Consider the following 17,782-nt stretch of genomic DNA (forward strand, 5'->3'; position numbering starts at 1 on the left):
TCCATCGGCCACCCGCCCTTTTATCATGGTAACCGCGTCTTACCGCGCTGGCGGCGCATACATCAGGCCGCCGGCATTCCACAGGGCATTGATGCCCCGGTCGATCTTCAAGGGGCTGCCCTTGCCGAGATTGCGGTCGAACATTTCACCGTAATTGCCGGTTGTCGACACGATGTTGTAGATCCAGCGCTTGTCGAGGCCCAGCGGCGCGCCCGTATCCCCCTCGGCGCCCAGAAAGCGCTTGATCGACGGATTGCCGGAGTCCATCTGCTTGGCGATGTTCTCCCTGGTAATGCCCAGCTCTTCCGCCTCGATCATCGAGAACAGCGTCCAGCGGACGATGTTGAACCAGCGGTCATCGCCCTGACGCACCGCCGGTCCCAGCGGTTCCTTGGAAATGATCTCGGGCAAAACCATAAACCCCTCGGGGTCGGACAGGGTCAGCCTCTGCGCATAGAGTGCGGAGGCATCCGTCGTATAGACGTCGCAGCGGCCATTGTTCAGGGCGACAATTGTTTCATCCGGGCGTTCGAACGAGACGATCTCGTAGGTGATGTTGTTCGCCTTGAAATAATCGGCGACGTTGAGTTCGGTTGTCGTGCCGGTCTCCGTGCACAGCGAGGCGCCGGAGAGTTCCTTTGCGCTCTTCACGCCCAGCGACTTCTTCACCATGAAGCCCTGCCCGTCATAATAGGCAGTGCCAACGAATTTGAGCCCCATGGTGGTGTCGCGCGACAAGGTCCATGTGGTCTGGCGCGACAACAGATCGGCTTCGCCGGATTGCAGCGCGGTGAAACGGTCCTTGGTGGAAAGCGGAATGAAGTTGACCTTGTCCGGGTCGCCGAAAATCGCCGCTGACACCGCATGGCAGAAATCGACGTCGAAGCCGGTCCATTTGCCCGTGCTGTCCGCATTGGAAAAGCCGAGAACGCCCTGGCTGACGCCGCAATTGACGCGGCCGCGTTCCTTGATCACCGACAGAGTGTCGGCTTTGGCCGGGGTGGCGGTAAAAGCTGCCGATGCCAGCAGCAGGGCGAGAAGTGCAGTCCGTTTCATGATGTTCTCCCTCATTGTGATTGAATAAATCTTTCCCGCCCGCCGGACACCTTGCCCGGCGGTTCGTCCTTTTCTTCGGTTTTTAGATCACTGCTTCGCCAGGACGGCCGTGAACGTGTCCTCCAACACGTCGATGAGATAATCCGCATTGGCCCGGCTGAAAATCATCGGCGGGCGCAGCTTCAGGATGTTGTCGTGCGGTCCCTCTGTTCCCATCAGGACACCGCGCTCCCTGGCGCCGTTGTTGATGGCGCGGGCAATCTGTGTGGCAGGCTCCTTGCTCTTGCGGTCCGTCACCAGCTCGATACCGAGAAACAGCCCCTGTCCGCGCACATCGCCAATGACGGCATGGCGGGCCTTCATCTCCTCGAAGCGCTGCAGCAGGTAATTGCCTGTGTCCAACGCATTCTGCCGCAGATTGTCGCGTTCGATCACGTCGAGCACCGCAAGGCCCACCGCACAGGAAACGGGATTGCCGCCGAACGTGTTGAAATATTCCATGCCATTGTTGAAGGAAGCCGCGATCTCGCGCGTCGTCACCACCGCCGCCATGGGATGGCCATTGCCGATGGGCTTGCCCATGGTGACGATGTCGGGCACGACGCCTTGCGTCTCGAACGCCCACCAATGGCTGCCGACGCGGCCGAAACCGACCTGCACTTCATCCGCCGCGCAGATGCCGCCAGCGGCGCGCACCATCGCGTAGACGTCCTTGAGGTAGCCGTCCGGCAGGAAAACCTGACCGGCAACGCTGGGAATGGACTCGGCAAGAAACAGGCCCGGCGCTTTTCCGGCCTTGCGCATCAACTCGATCTGTTCGGCAACGCTTTGCGCATAGCGGCTGGCAATCTCCGCCTGCGGCCAGTCGGACGGCGCCCGGTAGGGATCGGGAATGGCGGCCTCATAGACATGCGGCTTGCGGCCCTTGCCGCCCTTGCGCTTGTACTTGTAGGGGCTGAGATCGATCAGTTCCTGCGTCGTGCCATGATAGGCCCAATCGAGAACAATCGCCTCCTCGCGTCCCGTATGCGCCCGCATCATCCGCAGCATCAGGCTGTTGGCTTCGCTGCCCGAACAGGCGAAGGTCGCCACGGTGAGATCACCGGGCAGCGTCGCCGTCAGCCGCTCCGCATAGGTGACGATGTTGTCGTGGAGATAGCGCGTGTTGGTGTTGAGCAGGCCCGCCTGCCACGACAGGGCTCTGACCACATCCGGATGGGCATGGCCGAGATGGCAGACATTGTTGAAGCAGTCGAGATAGGCCCGGCCGCGATCGTCGATCAGCCAGACACCCTCGCCGCGCACGAACTTGATCGGCTCCGCATAGGAGATCGACAGATTGGGCAGGAGCGATGTGCGGCGCGCCGCGACGATCGCCTCCCTGCTGCGCCCCGTCTGCTGGAATGTTTCGCGTGGCAGGCCGATGAAATTGGCCGGGTCCGGAAACAGCTCGCCCCAGACCGGGAGATAGCGCGCTTCGCCGACGCCAAGGATGGCGGTCGCCGACAGGGATGTATCGACCGAAAGCTGCAGATGCAGATGCGGCGCCCAGCCGCCATTTTCCGCAGGCGCGCCCATTTGGCCGACGAGATCGCCCGCCTGAAGCACATCGCCCGGACGCAGCCGCGTCATGGCCTCATGCGCAAGATGTCCCCACAGCGTTGCAAAGGGCGGGCAGCCATCCGGCGCGTGCTCAAGCTTGATCAGGCAGCCATAGCCGAGCGGATCGGGCTCGATGACGACTTCTGCGACAGTTGCCGCGATGGGGGTGAACAGCTTCGTGCCTGCAGCCATGAAGAGATCGAGGCCGAGATGGCGGGTGCGCCGCTCGCCTGCAATAAAACGCGATTCGAACATCGGGCCGGTGTAGACGGAGCGCTCTTCGCCCCACGGCCCGATGCCGAGCGCAATGCCAGTTTCCGCGCAATAGGCATCCCACCACGCGGTTGCCTTATCAGGCTGCTGCGCGGCGGACCAGATGGTCATGGCATTTTCAGGATCGCCATAGGGAACCAGCGCCTTGGCCGCGGTGGCCGGATGCTGCGCGAGAACCGGAGCAAAAGTCCGGTTGTTGCGCTTGATCCAGCCAGCGACCGCCTTGGCCCCGGCCGCTGCATCATATCCGCAGGCATGGCGGAAAATCGCCGTGGCAAAACCCGGATTGATCGCATCGAGGCGCCGCAGCAATGCCCAGGCGGGGGCCTCGCTGATGGCGAGATAGGGATTGTCATCCGTCTTGTCCTTGCGCTGCGCCGACAGCGTGACGCTGGTGACGAGCCGCATGGCGATCAGGTCGAACAGCAGGTCCAGCTCCTGTTCCTGCAGGGGATATTCCGCATGGAAACCTGCGGCGATGACGGCTGCCGCACCGATGGGATCGTCGAGATCGAGAATGGAATAGGCGCAGGCCACCGCCACTTCCGCGATCAGCACGCTGTGCAGCGCATCGCCGAAATCGATCAGGCCGGCAATTTTCCCCGGATTATCCGGATCGACCAGCACGTTCCAGTCATTGGCGTCATTGTGGATGACGGCGGCGCGTAAGCGAGGCAGGCGCGGCGCCACCCGCGCCTCGAACCGGTCGAGGAAGCGGCCGAGCAGCGCACGGTCGTCGGCATTGTCGATATATTTCAGGCGCTGGCGCGACAGGCCCGCCGCCCGCATGTCCCAGTCGAATGTCCGGAGCGCGCCGGGATGCATGAAGCCCTGCATGGCCCTGTCCAGCCGCCCAAGCATGCCGCCAAGGCTTTGCAGGACCGCCGGCGTGCGTTCGCGTTCGGCCAGGGGATCGCCGTCCTGCCAGGACACGACGCGGATGCAATGCCGCTCACCCGACGGGGATTGAACCTGCACCAGCACCTGTCCGTCCAGCGAGCGGCGCAAGCGCGGCACCGGCAGGTCGGAGGCATTGGCTTCCAGATGATGCAGCAGCGCCGTCTGGAAATCGCTCTGATCCTTCGGCTCACTGGAATTGACCGCCTTGAGTATCCAGATGGAGCCATCGGACGCATCGATCCGGAAATTCTGGTCGCGTTCGCTGGCGAGCGAACTGATCCGGCCCTCGATGCCGAAATGCTGCCGGGCAATGGCGAGGGCGTCCGCATTCGAAAATGCCGGTGCCGGATGGGACAGATTGATCATGCATCAGCTCCTTTTCACCGGAGCTTGGCACGGGCCTCAAAATGGGGCATCCGTTAATCCGCCGGTTTGACCGTCAGAAAGACGGCCAGAACCGGCATTTGGTCGGGGGGACGAAGAGGGCAATGAAGGAACTCGATGAAAAGGACCGGAACATCCTGAGCATCCTGTCGCGGGATGCCAAGATTCCGCTGAAGACGCTTGCCGGAAAGATCGGCCTGTCGCGCAGCGCAACCAGCGAGCGCATTCTCTTTCTCGAACGGTCGGGCGTCATCCGCGGCTACCGGGCCGATATCGGGCAGTTGAATGAGGGCGCGATCTGCGCCTTCCTGCTGATCAGCCTGGTGCGCACCCCGGCGCTTGGCGTGCTCGACCGGCTCGCCGCCCATCCGGAAGTCCGGCGCGTTTCCTCGGTCAGCGGCCAGCTTGATCTGATTGTCGAGGTCGAGGTGCCGTCGATGAACCACCTCAACACCATCCGCGATACGGTGGCGCTGCTGGAGGAAGTGGATGACGTCACCACATCCATCATCCTGCGCCGCGACATCGACCGGATGGGCAGCGACGCGGGCGCGTGACCGCTGCATCAGCCTCACTCTCGGAGGATCGGGCAATCTCTTCGGCCAAACGGGATACCGGGTTTTGGCCGGACCACGCATACTCCGTCTTGTCCGCAAGTCGATTTGACGAACAAAGACGAGGTATGAAAATGAACATTTACCGGAATTATATTGCCTGGCGCAATGCGCGCCGCACCATTGCCGAACTCAACAGCCTGCCGCTGGATCAATTGGCAGACCTCGGCATTGATCCGCTGATCCATGTGCTTGATATTCCCCTGCGCTCCTATTCGGGCAATCAGCGCGAAAGGAACTGATCCCGGCTGATATAGACAGCGCGGAAATCATTGACATTGGTGCCCGTCGGGCCCGGCACAAAGAGATCGCCGAGCGCATCGAAGGCCGACCACGCATCATTCAAATTCAACAGGCCGCGCGCGTCCCTCCCAAGACCCGCCAGCCGCGCGGCGGTGCTGCCGTCGGCAAAGGCCCCGGCATTGTCCTCCGAACCATCGATGCCGTCCGTATCGGCGGCCAGCGCCGAAATCCCCCCGGCTCCGGCAATATCGAGCGCCAAGGACAGAAGAAATTCGGTGTTGCGCCCGCCCTTGCCGGACCCGCGCACGGTGACCGTGGTCTCTCCCCCGGACAGGAGAACCACCGGCGCCGTGAACGGCCGGTTTCTGGTCAAAACTTCGCGGGCAAGTGCGGCGTGCACATGCGCCACTTCCCGTGCCTCGCCCTCGATGGCATCCGACAGGATGACGGCGTCGACACCCTGGCGCCGCGCTTCGGCCGCAGCCGCGTCGAGCGAGACCGCTGCGGAGGCGATGATGCGGACCGTGTTGCGGGCAAACCCGGCATCGCCAGGGCTGGGTGCGCGGGCCGCATCCAGCGACAGATGCCGCAGGGCCGCGGGCGGCAATGCAAGGTTGTACTGACGCACGATCGCCAACGCATCGTCCAGCGATGCGTCATCCGGCACGGTCGGCCCCGACGCGACCAGCGCCGGATTGTCGCCGGGAATATCGGATATGACAAGCGTCACGACCCGCGCCGGAAAGGCGGCCGCGGCCAGCCGCCCGCCCTTGACGGTTGAAAGGTGCTTGCGCACCGTGTTCATCGCGGAAATCGGCGCCCCGGATGCCAGCAATGCCTTGTTAACCGCAATCTCGTCGTCGAGTGTCATGCCGTTCGGCGGCGCCGGCAACAGCGCCGAACCGCCGCCCGATATCAGCGCCACGACAAGATCGTCTTCGGTCAGACCGGCAACCGCCGCGAACAGTCGCGCCGTGGCCTTCAGACCCGCCGCATCGGGCACCGGGTGCGCCGCCTCGATGATCTCGATTTGCTCGCACGCCACGCCGAAACCGTAACGGGTGACCACAACCCCTTGCAGCGGGCCATCCCAGGCCTTCTCAAAAGCCCGCGCCATCTGCGCCGAACCCTTGCCCGCACCGATGACGATGGTCCGGCCCTTGGGCCTTTCCGGCAGGTTGGCGGCAACGGTGCGCCCGGCCTGCGCCGCCGCCACGGCCGCGTCAAACAGGGATGTCAGGAATGCCCTGGGGGCGGTTTTCAATGTCATTGTTGTCCGTCCCCAGACCCTTGTCCGCCGACCTCAGGCGACCGCGTGATTGGCGATGCGCTCCAGCGCCTTGACCAGTCCGGAATGGTCGAGACCGCTGTCGCCGTTCGCCGCGCAGCTGTTGAACAGTTCCTGCGTCGATGCCGTGTTGGGCAGCGAGACGCCGAGCGACTTGGCACTCTGCAAGGCCAGGTTGAGGTCCTTCTGGTGCAGCGAGATGCGGAAGCCCGGTTCGAATGTCCGCTTGATCATCCGCTCGCCATGCAGTTCGAGAATGCGCGAGGAGGCAAAGCCGCCCATCAGCGCCTCGCGCACCCGCGCCGGATCGGCACCCGCCTTCGACGCGAGCACCAGCGCTTCGGAAATGGCTTCGATGGTCAGGGCAACGATGATCTGGTTGGCAACCTTGGTCACCTGGCCGTCGCCGCAATCGCCGACAAGCGTGATGTTCTTGCCCATCAGCTTGAACAGCGGCAGGGCCCGGTCGAAGGCGCTTTGCTCGCCGCCCGCCATGATGCTGAGCGTGGCGTTCCTGGCGCCCACTTCGCCGCCGGACACCGGCGCATCGATATATTCGCTGCCCGTCTCGCGAACCCTTTTGGCAAACTCCTTCGTCTCGATCGGCGAGATCGAGCTCATGTCGATGACGAGCTTGCCCGGCTTCAAGCCGAAGACCACGCCGTTTTCGCCGAAGAGCACGTCCTTGACCTCCGGCGTGTCCGGCAGCATCATGATGATGATATCCGTCTTTTCCGCCAGAGCTTTCGGGCTTTCAACGATCTTCAGACCGTTCTCGACCAGTTCCGGGCGCGGCTCGATGAAGAATTTCGAGGTGTAGACGTCATGCCCCGCATCCTGCAGGTGACGTGCCATGGGCGTTCCCATGATGCCCAGTCCGATGAAACCTATGTCAGCCATGTCCTCAGCTCCTCATTCTCAAGATGTCGGCGGATTTCTGTGCGTCGGAAAAGTCCTTCAGCCAGCCCAGCCCGCGTTGCGTTTCAGTCTTTGGTTTGTATTCGCAGCCGATCCAGCCGGTGTAACCGGCCTCGTCCAGTGCCTCGAACACGAAGGGATAGTTGATCTCGCCCGTGCCCGGTTCGTTCCGGCCGGGATTGTCGGCCAGCTGGATATGGGCAATGCGGTCCTTGTGGCGCTGATAGGTCGCCACCAGTTCGCCGCGCGTGCGCTGCTGATGATAGAGATCGTACTGGATGAAGAGATTGTCGCTGCCGACCTCATCGATGATCGATGCGGCCTGTTCCACGGTATTCAGGTAGAAGCCGGGAATATCGTAGGGGTTGATCGGCTCGATCAGCAGGCGGATCTGATGTCTGGCAAGCTCCTGCGCCGCCAGGCGCAGATTATGCACGAAGGTGGTGCGCAGCACATCCTGCGCCAGCCCGACCGGCGCAATGCCGGCAAGGCAGTTGATCTGCCTGCACCCCAACTCGGTGGCATAGTCGATGGCCGTGGCAACGCCGCGCCGGAATTCATCGATGCGGTCGGGCAGCACCGCAATGCCGCGCTCGCCGCCCGCCCAGTTGCCGGCCGGAAGATTGTGCAGCACCTGCACCAGCCGGTGTTCGCCAAGTTTCCGTTTGAGAACGGCGGCATCGAACTCATAGGGGAAGAGATATTCCACCGCGTCGAAACCCGCCTGGCTGGCCAGTGCAAAGCGGTCGAGAAACGGAACCTCGTTGAAGAGCATGGTCAGATTGGCTGCAAATTTGGGCATGGGACCTCCGGAAAGTCAGTGAATGTCAGTCAAGGAATGCCGCGACGGCGGTCGGCGCATCCTGCTTCTGCTCGGCCAGTTCCTCGAACTCGACCACTGCGTTGATGTCGGCACCCATGGAGATATTGGTCACCCGCTCGAGGATGAACTCGATGACCACCGGCACCTGGTGCTCGTCCATCAGCGCCTGCGCCTGCGCAAACGCATCGGCAAACTGGTTGGGGCTGCGCACGCGGATGGCCTTGCAGCCGAGACCTTCGGCCACCGCCACGTGGTCGACGCCGTAGCCCTTCTCCGCATCATCAGACGCATTGATGTTGTCGAAAGCAAGCGACACTTCGAAATCCATGTTGAAGCCGCGCTGCGCCTGACGGATCAGCCCGAGATAGGAATTGTTCACGACCACGTGCAGATAGGGCAGCTTATGCTGGGCGCCGACAGCCAGTTCCTCGATCATGAACTGGAAATCATAGTCGCCGGAGAGCGCCACGATCGGCCGGTGCGGATCGGCGGCACGCACGCCAAGGGCAGCGGGCAAGGTCCAGCCGAGGGGACCGGCCTGGCCGCAATTGATCCAGTTGTGCGGGCGGTAGACATGCAGAAACTGCGCTCCGGCAATCTGGCTGAGGCCGATGGTCGTGACATAGCAGGTATCGCGGCCGAACGCCTTGTTCATCTCCTCGTAGACGCGCTGCGGCTTCAGCGGCGTCTGGTCGAAATGCGTCTTGCGCAGCAGGGTGCGCTTGCGCTCCTGGCATTCCCGCGCCCATGCCGACCAGTCGCGCAGTTTGCCCGCGGCCTTCCATTCGGTGGCCACGTCGAGGAACAGCTTCAGCGCCTTGCCCGCATCGGAGACAATGCCGAAATCCGGCGCGAAAACGCGGCCGATCTGGGTCGGCTCGATGTCGACATGCACGAATGTGCGCCCTTCCGTATAGGTCGCGACATTGCCCGTATGCCGGTTGGCCCAGCGGTTGCCGATCCCCAGCACGAAGTCCGATGCCAGCAGCGTGGCATTGCCGTAGCGGTGCGAGGTCTGCAGGCCGCACATGCCCGCCATCAGCCGGTGATCGTCCGGAATCGTTCCCCAGCCCATCAATGTCGGGATGACGGGAACGCCGGTGATTTCGGCAAACTCCACCAGGAGATCGGAGGCATCCGCATTGATGATGCCGCCGCCCGCCACGATCAGCGGCCGTTCCGCCGCATTGAGCATGGAGAGCGCCTTTTCCACCTGCGCCCGCGTTGCGGCGGGCTTGTACGGTTCGAGCGGTTCATAGGTGTCGGCGTCAAACTCGATTTCCGCCAGCTGCACATCCAGCGGCAGGTCGATCAGCACCGGACCCGGACGGCCCGACCGCATGATGTGGAAGGCCTTCTGGAAAACGTAGGGCACCAAAGCGGGTTCCATCACGGTCACCGCCCATTTGGTCACCGGCTTGGCGATGGAAGCGATATCGACGGCCTGAAAATCCTCCTTGTCGAGACGGGCGCGCGGCGCCTGCCCGGTAATGCACAGAATGGGGATGGAATCGGCCGAGGCGGAGTAAAGACCGGTGATCATATCGGTGCCGGCCGGGCCGGATGTGCCGATGCACACGCCGATATTGCCGTGATTGGCGCGGGTATAGCCCTCCGCCATGTGCGAAGCGCCTTCCACGTGGCGCGCCAGGATATGGCGGACCGAACCGCGGGCGCGCAGCGCCGAATAGAACGGGTTGATGGCCGCGCCCGGCACACCGAAAGCGCAATCGATCCCCTCCTTTTCCAGGATAAGAACCGCAGCATCGACAGCACGCATTTTGGTCATGATCATTCCTCCAGATTTAGTGGGATCATAATCCGTTTCATGAATCACACAATGAATTTCTGGAAATCATTCTCATCATATGGAAATAAAGATTTTCAATAAAACTGGTAAAATCAACCGCGCCGGATTATGCCAATGCATCGTAATGCAAGGGGAAGATGCCAGCATGGCCTCACAGTCAACAGCAGCGAAAGGCAGGCGGGGACGCAAGGCGGGCGAGAATGCCGTGCCGTCCTCGGTTCAGGTGCTTGACCGCAGCCTCCATCTGCTCAGCATCGTCGCCGACAATGACGGATCGACGCTGACCGACCTGGCCGACCATACCGGAATGGCGCCATCGACCGTTCACCGGCTGCTGACGTCGCTTGCCAATCACGGCATGCTCGCGCATGACCCGGAATCCGGCGAATGGACGGTCGGCGTGCGAGCTTTTGAAATCGGCAATGCCTTCCTGCGCTACCGCAAGCTTGGCAGCATCAGCCGGCCATTCCTGAAAAGGCTGATGGACGCGTGCGGAGAGACAGCCAATGTCGCCATCGAGGATGAAGGCGATGTGGTCTTCATTTCGCAGATCGAGAGCCATGCGCCGATGCGCGCCTTCTTCCGGCCGGGACGGCGCGGCCCTATCCATGCATCGGGCATCGGCAAGGCGATCCTGTCGACCTGGTCGGACACCGATATCGGCCAGATGCTCAGCGGCAAGACGCTGGCGCATTTCACCGCCCACACACTCGATACGCTGCCCGCTCTCCTGAAGGACATCCAGCAGATCCGCGCACGCGGCTGGTCGATCGATGATGAGGAGCACACGCTCGGCATGCGCTGCATCGCTGCGCCCGTCTTCAATGAACACGGGGAAGCCATTGCCGGGATTTCAATCTCCGGCCCGGCCGTGCGCCTGCCCAAGAACAAGCTGGATGTGTTTGGACCGGTCATCCGCCGGACCGCCGATGAACTGACGCAGGCCATGGGCGGCCGCAAACCGCACGAACTCTAGCGGAGAAAGCAAAAGGGGGCCGCTGGCCCCCTTTTCGTCATCCTCAGGCGATCTGCAGATCGGCCGCTGACCGGGCGGGACCCGCCGCCGGGTGTTTGTCGAGCCTGCTCTTCATCGGCTTGCCCGCCACATAGACCTCGGCCACCGAACGGTCATCCCCCATGGTCTGCAGGATGAACAGCTCTTCGGCCAGCGTCGTTGCCGTGCGCATGCGCAATTCCATCGCCGGCTTGGCGCGGCTGTCGAGAACCGTGATATCCGCATCGGCGCCCGCATGCAGCGATCCGATCCGGTCTTCAAGGCCGAGCGCCCGCGCATTGCCGAGCGTCATCATGTAATAGGACGCGAAGGGCGAGAGGCGCTGGCCCTGCACGTGCAGCACCTTGTAGGCTTCGGCCATTGTCTCCAGCATGGAGAAGCTGGTGCCGCCGCCGACATCCGTCGCCACGGAAAACCGCGCGCCCAGCTGCTGGAACCGGTCGCGGTCGAACAGGCCGCTGCCGAGGAACAGATTGGAGGTCGGGCAGAAGACCGCCACGGACCCGGTTTCGGCCAGCACCGCAATTTCCCGGTCGGACAGGTAGATGCAGTGCCCGAGCAGCATCTTTTTGCCCAGAAGGTCATAGCCGGCATAGATGTCGGTATAATCCTTGGCGGCGGGGTAAAGCGAGGTTGCATAGGCAACCTCGTCGCGGTTTTCCGACAGGTGCGTCTGCACGTAGCATTCGGGATGTTCGCGCACGAGAACCCGGCTCATCTCCATCTGCTCGGGGGTCGAGGTGATGGCAAAGCGCGGGCTGATGGCATAGTGCGCCCGGCCCCGGCCGTGCCATTTCGTGATCAGCGCCTTGGTCTCGTCGTAACCGGTCTGCGCCGTGTCGCGCAGCCCTTCCGGCGCATTGCGGTCCATCATGACCTTGCCGCCGATCATCAGCATATTGCGCTTTTCCGCTGCCGCAAAATAAGCATCGACGCTTTCCGGATGCACCGAGCAATAGGCAACCGCCGAGGTGGTGCCGTTGCGCAGGAGCTCGTCCATGAAGCGCCCGGCGATGAAATCGGCATGGGCTGAAGACGCGAACTTCTGCTCTTCAACGAAGATGTAGGTATTGAGCCATTCCAGTAGCTGCGCCCCGTAGGAGGCGATGGCCTGGGTCTGCGGGAAGTGCAGATGCGTGTCGATGAAACCGGGCAGGATCAGATGCGGGCGGTGATCGACGATCTCCGCCTGCGGCCCCGCCAGAGGCGCAAGCGCCGCATGGTCGCCGACGCGGACAACCCTGCCGTTTTCGATGAGAACGGCACCATCTTCAAAATAGGAATAGGACGCCGTGTCGTCGATGGCCTTCGGCGCATCGGTGAAGGTCAGCACCCGGCCGCGCAGCAGCAGTTGGCTCATTGGATTGTTCCTCCTTTGACTGTGTTCTCATACCATTTGGCCAGCAATTGGCGCTCCTCGTTGGAGATGGCGGTCACGTTGGCCGGCGGCATGGCGTGCGAGCGCCCGGCCTGGAGATAGATCTCGCGGGCATGCGCGGCGATCTGGCCATCGGTTTCCAGCATCACGCCCTTGGGCGGAGCGACAAGCCCTTCCCAGCCCGGCTCCTTGGCGTGGCACATGGAGCAGCGGCCGAGGACCGTATCGCGCACCTTGGGAAATTCCGCCGCGGCGATGAAGGGCTGCTGCACGGCCGATACCTTGTCGGCAGCCGGGCCTCCCGACAGGATCTTCGGCACCGTCGACAGCCACATGATGACGATGAACAGGATGGCGGTGACAAGCCACGTCCAGGTCGGGTCACCCTTGCGGGCGTGGCGCGTGTTGAACCAGTGGCGGATGGTGACGCCCATCAGGAACACCAGCGAGGCGATGATCCAGTTGTACTGGGTGCCGAATGCCAGCGGATAATGGTTCGACAGCATCAGGAACAGCACCGGCAGCGTCAGGTAATTGTTGTGCGTCGAGCGCTGCTTGGCCTGCTTGCCGAGCTTGGGATCCGGCGTCTTGCCGGCAATCAGGTCCGCAACCACCTTCTTCTGGTTGGGAATGATGATCATGAACACGTTTGCCGACATGATCGTCGCCGTGAAGGCGCCCAGATGCAGAAAGGCGGCGCGGCCGGTGAAGAGCTGCGTATAGCCCCAGGCCATGCCCACCAGAACGAAATAGAGCAGCACCATCAGCCGCGTATCATTGCGGCCCAGCGGCGACTTGCAGATGGTGTCATAGACCACCCAGCCACCGAAGATCGAGGCCAGCGAGATCGCGATGGCCACCGGGCGCGACACATCGAGCACATGCGGATCGATCAGGTAGAGGTCGGCGCCGGCATAATAGACGATGCACAGCATGGCGAAGCCGGACAGCCACGTCGCATAGGATTCCCATTTGAACCAGGTCAGATGTTCAGGCATCTGCGCCGGGGCGACCAGATATTTCTGGATGTGATAGAAACCGCCGCCATGCACCTGCCATTCCTCGCCATGGGCACCGGCGGGAAGGTCCGGACGCTGCCGCAGGCCAAGATCAAGCGCCACGAAATAGAATGACGAGCCGATCCACGCAATGCCGGTGATCACGTGCAACCAGCGGACGGCAAAGTTCAGCCATTCCCAGGCTATGGCATATTCATACATGCGGCTCTCCCTTTTATGCGAAAGAGTATGTGCCAAAGCCTGAGCCGCAGGAAAACGCCATAAATCGCCCATCTCTTTCAAAAAAAACTATAAAATGCTACAGCATGGAACGGTGTAAGACAGGGGTGGGAACCATGTCATATTTCGATAATCTTCGTGTTTTCGTTCGCGTCGTCGAACTGGGAAACCTTTCTGCCGCCGGCCGGGACCAGCGGGCGTCCCCGGCTGTCGCCAGCAACCGCATCAAGGAACTGGAGCGCTATCTCGGCGTGCGCCTTTTCAACCGCACCACGCGCAAGCTGACGCCGACCGAGCATGGCCGCGTCTTCTATGAAAGGGCGGTCAAGATCATCGAGGCCATCAACGAGGCGGAAGCGGCAATTGCCGACCTGTCGCAAAAGCCGAAGGGTGCCATCCGCATCACCGCGCCGCTCGGCATCGGCCGCAGGCTGATTGCCTCCGGCGTGCCGGAATTCCACGACAAATATCCGGATATCGAGGTGCGGCTGCGATTGTCGGACCACAATATCGACATCATGAGCGAGGGCGTCGACGTCGCCTTCAAACTCGGCATTCTCGAAGATTCCAATCTGCGCATGCGCGGCATCATGAACTGCGAGCGGGTGATCTGCGCCTCGCCGGACTACCTTGCCAAGCGCGGCATCCCGGCCAGCCCGGACGAACTCATTACCGGGCATCACGATTGCCTGCTTCTGCGCTATCCCGGCTCCAAGGAATATTACTGGACGCTGCAGACGCCGGAAGGCCCGCGCAAGCTGGAGGTCAGCGGCCCCTATGATTCCGATGACGGGGATGTTTTGACCCGTTGGGCACTCGATAGCCGCGGCATCATCAACAAGCCGCTCTTCGAGGTCAAAAACCATATCAATGACGGGACATTGCAGCCGATCCTTGAGAATACGCCACCGGTCAGCATCCAGCTTGCGGCGATCTATCCGCACAAGCGGTTTCAGGACCCGAAGGTGCGGCTGATGATCGATTTCATGACCGAGCGCTGCCAGCGCCTGATCAGCGCCATGCTCGAATAGGCATCAGGCGTGCAGGCGCGCCTTCTGCTTCGGCAGGCGCTCCTCGCCGGTCCGGTGATTGAGGGCCGAGGTCATGATCTCGGCCGCGGCCAGCGCCGCAATGACGGACGGGCGCTTGTCCTTGACCGCGGTTCCGCCCACCGGGCAGACAAGCCCGTCAAAAATGTCCGGGCGGCCGGCTTCCCGCTCCAGCCAGCTGCGGAACGTCGCCTTCTTGGTCTTCGAACCGATCATGCCGACATAGGCGGCATCGCCCCGCGCAAGGGCTTCGGCGGTGATGAGAAAATCCAGCGCATGGTCATGGGTGAGGACGACGAAGGCGCTGCCCGCCGGTGCATCGCGCACCACCATTTCCGGCATTGCCGTCAGGCAGGTTTCGATGCCGGGGACCCGCGTGGCGGACAGTTCGATCTCGCGCGTATCGACGAGGACGATGCGCAGCGGCACCAGCGACAGGGCCATGGCCAGCGCATCGCCGACATGCCCCGCCCCGAAGATGTAGACATGCGGGCGCTGGGCGATTTCCAGGTCGACCTTTTCCACCAGCGCCGAACGCAGGGGCCTGTCCACCCGCTTGAAGCCAAGGGCAACCCGCCCGCCGCAGCATTGTCCGATCTCCGGTCCGAGCGGAACGGAAATATCGTCCGCATCCGCCCCGCCTTCGCTCAGCAGCCGCCGCGCATGGTCGATGGCCATGAATTCAAGCTGGCCGCCGCCGATGGTCCCAAAAATACAATCGACCGCAACCAGCATCCAGGCGCCCGCTTCGCGCGGCGTCGAGCCGCTGGCGGATTTCACCTCGACCAGCACCACATGTTTGCGCCGGTTGAGAAAGTCCCTGATATCATCGCGGTTCGACGGCATGGGACGCTCACTTCCCGCTTCGCGCAGCGCGCAGCCGCTCGACCGCCATCAGCACGCGTTCCGGCGTCGCCGGGGCGTCGAGGCGCGGCGCGATCCGGTAACCGGCAACGCTGGCGACAGCCATGGAGATTGCCTCGAGCACGGAGATGGCCAGCATGAACGGCGGCTCGCCGACCGCCTTGGAACGGCGGATCGTCTCCTCGCGGTTGACCGACCATGTGGCCAATTCCACGTTGAACTGACGCGGACGGTCCGAGGCGAGCGGGATCTTGTAGGTGGAGGGCGCATGGGTGCGCAGCCGTCCCTTGGCATCCCACCAGAGCTCCTCGGTGGTCAGCCACCCCATGCCCTGGACGAAGGCGCCTTCGACCTGCCCGAGATCGAGCGCCGGATTAAGCGATTTTCCGACGTCATGCAGGATATCCGTCCGGTCCACCTGATACTCGCCGGTCAGCGTATCGATGCTGACTTCCGAGACCGATGCGCCATAGGCGAAGTAATAGAACGGCCGGCCCCTGCCTTCGGCACGGTTCCAGTGGATTTTCGGGGTCTTGTAGAAGCCCGCCGCCGACAGCTGCACGCGGGCGCCATAGGCTGTCCGGATGAAGTCGGCAAACGGGATCAGGCGATTGCCCACCCGGACCGTATTGGGTTCGAAGAAGACTTCGTTCCTTGCGACCGCATAATGCTCGGCAGCGAAATCCACCAGCCGCGCCTTGATCTGCTGCGCCGCATTGGCCGCGGCCATGCCGTTGAGATCGGACCCGGACGAGGCTGCCGTCGCCGATGTGTTGGGCACCTTCGCCGTGGTCGTTGCGGTCACCTTGACGCGGTCGAGATCGACCTGAAACTCATCGGCCACCACCTGCGCCACCTTGGTGTAGAGCCCCTGCCCCATTTCCGTGCCGCCATGGTTCAGATGGATCGAGCCGTCGCTGTAGACATGCACCAGCGCGCCCGCCTGGTTGTATTCGGTCTTGGTGAAGGAGATGCCGAACTTGACCGGCGTCAGCGCGATGCCGCGCTTGATGATCCGGCTGCCGCGGTTGAAGGCAAGAACCGCTTCGCGCCGCGCCGCGTAGTCCGAGGATGCCTCCAGTTCGGTGACGATCTGCGGAATGATATTGTCTTCAACGGTCTGGTGGTAGGGCGTGACGTTCCTGCCGGTGCCGCCGTAGAAATTGGCCTTGCGGATTTCCAGCGGGTCCTTGCCCAGCGCATAGGCGATATCCTCGATCATCCGCTCGCCGCCGACCATGCCCTGCGGGCCGCCAAAACCGCGAAATGCCGTGTTGGACACCGTATTGGTCTTGAGCGGACGCGAACGCAGGCGGACATTGGGATAGAAATAGCAGTTGTCGGCGTGGAACAGCGCCCGGTCGGTGACCGGTCCTGAGAGATCGGCGGAGAAACCGCAGCGCGCCGAAAACGTTGCGTCCACCGCTTCGATGCGGCCGTCATCATCAAAGCCCAGCTCGTAGGCCACGTGGAAATCGTGGCGTTTGCCTGTGGCAACCATGTCGTCGTCGCGGTCCGGCCTGATCTTTACCGCCCGCTTGTATTTCTTTGCGGCAACCGCAGCGACCGCAGCAAAGAGGTTGGCCTGCGTTTCCTTGCCGCCGAAGCCGCCGCCCATGCGCCGCACATTGACCGTGACCGCATTGGCGGGCACGCCGAGAACATGGCCGACCATGTGCTGGGTCTCGCTCGGGTGCTGGGTCGAGGAATACACCGTCACCTCGTCATCCTCGCCGGGCATGGCAAAGGCGATGTGGCCCTCGAGATAGAAATGATCCTGCCCGCCGATGCGCATTTCACCGCTCAGCCGGTTCGTTGCCTTGGCAAGCCCCTCGGCGATATCTCCGCGCTCGAGCTTGAGCGGATCGATGACCAGCGGATAGCCGGCTTTTTCGGCGTCGAGCACGTCGATGGCGTGATCGAGATCGCGATATTCCACCTTGACCTTCGCGGCCGCATTCCGGGCGATCTGCCGCGTCTCGGCGATGACGGCAAACATGGGCTGGCCATGGAATTCCACCTTACCCACCGCAAAGACCGGATCGTCATGCTTGCCCGCCGGGCTCACATCATTGTGGCCGGGGATATCATCCGCCGTCAGGACACCGATCACGCCTGCACAGGCCCTGACCGCTTCGAAATCGATTGACAGGATGTCCGCATGCGCACGCTGCGACAGGCCGAGATAGGCGTGCAGCGTGTCGGCCGGTTCCGGCATGTCATCGATATATTCGGCGGAACCGGAAACGTGCTTGTGGCCGGATTCATGCGGCTGCTGTTCGTGCACCCCGCCCTTGATGCGGGCCATCGGCTGGATCGAATTCATG

14 protein-coding genes are annotated in these 17,782 nt (G+C 62.6%); 4 read left to right on the top strand and 10 right to left on the bottom strand.

Translation table 11 applies throughout. From position 1 onward, the window contains the following. Nucleotides 1-39 precede the first annotated feature (39 nt). Nucleotides 40-1,056, bottom strand: a complete 1,017-nt coding sequence (locus tag ACTJJ7_RS10660) for an amino acid ABC transporter substrate-binding protein (protein WP_130272230.1) — start codon at nt 1,054-1,056, stop codon at nt 40-42. An 87-nt stretch (nt 1,057-1,143) separates the two neighbouring features. Then, on the bottom strand, nt 1,144-4,197 hold the full coding sequence (locus ACTJJ7_RS10665; protein ID WP_440967020.1) for an aminotransferase class III-fold pyridoxal phosphate-dependent enzyme: 3,054 nt from the start codon (nt 4,195-4,197) through the stop codon (nt 1,144-1,146). A 122-nt stretch (nt 4,198-4,319) separates the two neighbouring features. Here ACTJJ7_RS10665 and ACTJJ7_RS10670 point away from each other — a divergent pair, with 122 nt between their 5' ends. Then, nucleotides 4,320-4,772 carry an Lrp/AsnC family transcriptional regulator gene (locus tag ACTJJ7_RS10670; RefSeq protein ID WP_130272232.1) on the top strand — a complete coding sequence of 151 codons (453 nt, stop codon included), beginning with the start codon at nt 4,320-4,322 and terminating at the stop codon, nt 4,770-4,772. A gap of 131 nt (nt 4,773-4,903) precedes the next feature. Continuing rightward, entirely contained in the window at nt 4,904-5,071 is a 168-nt protein-coding gene (locus tag ACTJJ7_RS10675) for a DUF1127 domain-containing protein (protein WP_105735392.1), read from the top strand. Here the strand turns inward: ACTJJ7_RS10675 and ACTJJ7_RS10680 are convergent. From ACTJJ7_RS10680 to gcl, 4 genes are read right to left on the bottom strand one after another with little or no spacing between them, the layout of a single operon-like run. After that, nucleotides 5,053-6,342, bottom strand: a complete 1,290-nt coding sequence (locus ACTJJ7_RS10680; protein WP_440967023.1) for a glycerate kinase type-2 family protein — start codon at nt 6,340-6,342, stop codon at nt 5,053-5,055. The genes ACTJJ7_RS10675 and ACTJJ7_RS10680 overlap by 19 nt on opposite strands. Nucleotides 6,343-6,375: 33 nt before the next feature. Beyond that, nucleotides 6,376-7,260 carry a 2-hydroxy-3-oxopropionate reductase gene (locus tag ACTJJ7_RS10685; RefSeq protein ID WP_440967025.1) on the bottom strand — a complete coding sequence of 295 codons (885 nt, stop codon included), beginning with the start codon at nt 7,258-7,260 and terminating at the stop codon, nt 6,376-6,378. Nucleotides 7,261-7,264: 4 nt separating this feature from the next. After that, the gene (gene hyi / locus ACTJJ7_RS10690; protein ID WP_105735163.1) at nt 7,265-8,080 is read right to left on the bottom strand and encodes a hydroxypyruvate isomerase; all 816 of its coding nucleotides are present in this window, start codon (nt 8,078-8,080) and stop codon (nt 7,265-7,267) included. A 25-nt stretch (nt 8,081-8,105) separates the two neighbouring features. Further along, entirely contained in the window at nt 8,106-9,890 is a 1,785-nt protein-coding gene (gene gcl, locus ACTJJ7_RS10695) for a glyoxylate carboligase (protein ID WP_130272234.1), read from the bottom strand. A gap of 166 nt (nt 9,891-10,056) precedes the next feature. Here gcl and ACTJJ7_RS10700 point away from each other — a divergent pair, with 166 nt between their 5' ends. After that, a complete protein-coding gene (locus ACTJJ7_RS10700; protein ID WP_130272235.1) occupies nt 10,057-10,887 on the top strand; it encodes an IclR family transcriptional regulator in 831 nt (276 codons plus the stop codon). A gap of 43 nt (nt 10,888-10,930) precedes the next feature. Here ACTJJ7_RS10700 and guaD read toward each other — a convergent pair whose 3' ends face one another. Together guaD and ACTJJ7_RS10710 are read right to left on the bottom strand one after the other, a co-directional pair. Then, nucleotides 10,931-12,286 (bottom strand): guanine deaminase, encoded by a 1,356-nt coding sequence (gene guaD / locus ACTJJ7_RS10705; protein WP_440967027.1) that lies wholly within the window; start codon nt 12,284-12,286, stop codon nt 10,931-10,933. Further along, entirely contained in the window at nt 12,283-13,524 is a 1,242-nt protein-coding gene (locus ACTJJ7_RS10710; protein ID WP_440967029.1) for a urate hydroxylase PuuD, read from the bottom strand. The genes guaD and ACTJJ7_RS10710 overlap by 4 nt, the downstream gene beginning before the upstream one ends. Before the next feature lie 134 nt (nt 13,525-13,658). Here ACTJJ7_RS10710 and ACTJJ7_RS10715 point away from each other — a divergent pair, with 134 nt between their 5' ends. Then, complete coding sequence (locus tag ACTJJ7_RS10715; RefSeq protein ID WP_440967031.1) at nt 13,659-14,573, top strand: LysR family transcriptional regulator; 915 nt, start codon at nt 13,659-13,661, stop codon at nt 14,571-14,573. Nucleotides 14,574-14,576: 3 nt separating this feature from the next. Here ACTJJ7_RS10715 and xdhC read toward each other — a convergent pair whose 3' ends face one another. Further along, nucleotides 14,577-15,437, bottom strand: a complete 861-nt coding sequence (gene xdhC, locus ACTJJ7_RS10720; protein WP_105735168.1) for a xanthine dehydrogenase accessory protein XdhC — start codon at nt 15,435-15,437, stop codon at nt 14,577-14,579. A gap of 7 nt (nt 15,438-15,444) precedes the next feature. Beyond that, the gene (gene xdhB, locus ACTJJ7_RS10725; RefSeq protein ID WP_440967032.1) at nt 15,445-17,781 is read right to left on the bottom strand and encodes a xanthine dehydrogenase molybdopterin binding subunit; all 2,337 of its coding nucleotides are present in this window, start codon (nt 17,779-17,781) and stop codon (nt 15,445-15,447) included. Between the last annotated feature and the right edge of the window lies 1 nt (nt 17,782).

The organism is Phyllobacterium sp. 22229, assembly GCF_052056495.1.
Taxonomy (GTDB): domain Bacteria; phylum Pseudomonadota; class Alphaproteobacteria; order Rhizobiales; family Rhizobiaceae; genus Phyllobacterium; species Phyllobacterium myrsinacearum.

Coding starts and splice junctions, on each gene's coding strand:
- ACTJJ7_RS10660 (WP_130272230.1), bottom strand. CDS start 1,056: ATGAAACGGACTGCACTTCTCGCCCTGCTGCTGGCATCGGCAGCTTTT.
- ACTJJ7_RS10665 (WP_440967020.1), bottom strand. CDS start 4,197: ATGATCAATCTGTCCCATCCGGCACCGGCATTTTCGAATGCGGACGCC.
- ACTJJ7_RS10670 (WP_130272232.1), top strand. CDS start 4,320: ATGAAGGAACTCGATGAAAAGGACCGGAACATCCTGAGCATCCTGTCG.
- ACTJJ7_RS10675 (WP_105735392.1), top strand. CDS start 4,904: ATGAACATTTACCGGAATTATATTGCCTGGCGCAATGCGCGCCGCACC.
- ACTJJ7_RS10680 (WP_440967023.1), bottom strand. CDS start 6,342: ATGACATTGAAAACCGCCCCCAGGGCATTCCTGACATCCCTGTTTGAC.
- ACTJJ7_RS10685 (WP_440967025.1), bottom strand. CDS start 7,260: ATGGCTGACATAGGTTTCATCGGACTGGGCATCATGGGAACGCCCATG.
- hyi (WP_105735163.1), bottom strand. CDS start 8,080: ATGCCCAAATTTGCAGCCAATCTGACCATGCTCTTCAACGAGGTTCCG.
- gcl (WP_130272234.1), bottom strand. CDS start 9,890: ATGACCAAAATGCGTGCTGTCGATGCTGCGGTTCTTATCCTGGAAAAG.
- ACTJJ7_RS10700 (WP_130272235.1), top strand. CDS start 10,057: ATGGCCTCACAGTCAACAGCAGCGAAAGGCAGGCGGGGACGCAAGGCG.
- guaD (WP_440967027.1), bottom strand. CDS start 12,286: ATGAGCCAACTGCTGCTGCGCGGCCGGGTGCTGACCTTCACCGATGCG.
- ACTJJ7_RS10710 (WP_440967029.1), bottom strand. CDS start 13,524: ATGTATGAATATGCCATAGCCTGGGAATGGCTGAACTTTGCCGTCCGC.
- ACTJJ7_RS10715 (WP_440967031.1), top strand. CDS start 13,659: ATGTCATATTTCGATAATCTTCGTGTTTTCGTTCGCGTCGTCGAACTG.
- xdhC (WP_105735168.1), bottom strand. CDS start 15,437: ATGCCGTCGAACCGCGATGATATCAGGGACTTTCTCAACCGGCGCAAA.
- xdhB (WP_440967032.1), bottom strand. CDS start 17,781: ATGAATTCGATCCAGCCGATGGCCCGCATCAAGGGCGGGGTGCACGAA.